This is a genomic window from Geobacillus sp. ZGt-1, assembly GCF_001026865.1.
Classification (GTDB): domain Bacteria; phylum Bacillota; class Bacilli; order Bacillales; family Anoxybacillaceae; genus Geobacillus; species Geobacillus thermoleovorans.
Genome location: NZ_LDPD01000023.1, coordinates 243,587 through 243,875 on the forward strand (window position 1 = coordinate 243,587; position 289 = coordinate 243,875).

Here is a 289-nt window from a genome sequence, read left to right on the forward strand (position 1 = left end):
AAAAGCACTGGCAATTGATTTAGGATTAAACAATTTTGCCACTTGTGTCACATCAGACGGCAGATCATTCATCATTGATGGGCGGAGATTAAAAAGTATAAATCAATGGTTTAACAAAGAAAATGCCAGACTTCAAAGCATAAAAGATAAGCAAAAAATCAAAGGCACCACTCGTAAACAGGCTTTGCTTGCTATGAATCGCAATAATAAAGTGAATGATTATATCAACAAGACTTGCCGTTACATCATTAACTACTGTATTGAAAATCAAATTGGCAAACTTGTCATT

1 protein-coding gene is annotated in these 289 nt (G+C 33.9%); it reads left to right on the plus strand.

The features are described from left to right. A partial coding sequence (locus VU18_RS17430; protein WP_152668832.1) for a transposase occupies positions 1 to 289 on the plus strand: 289 nt, incomplete at both ends.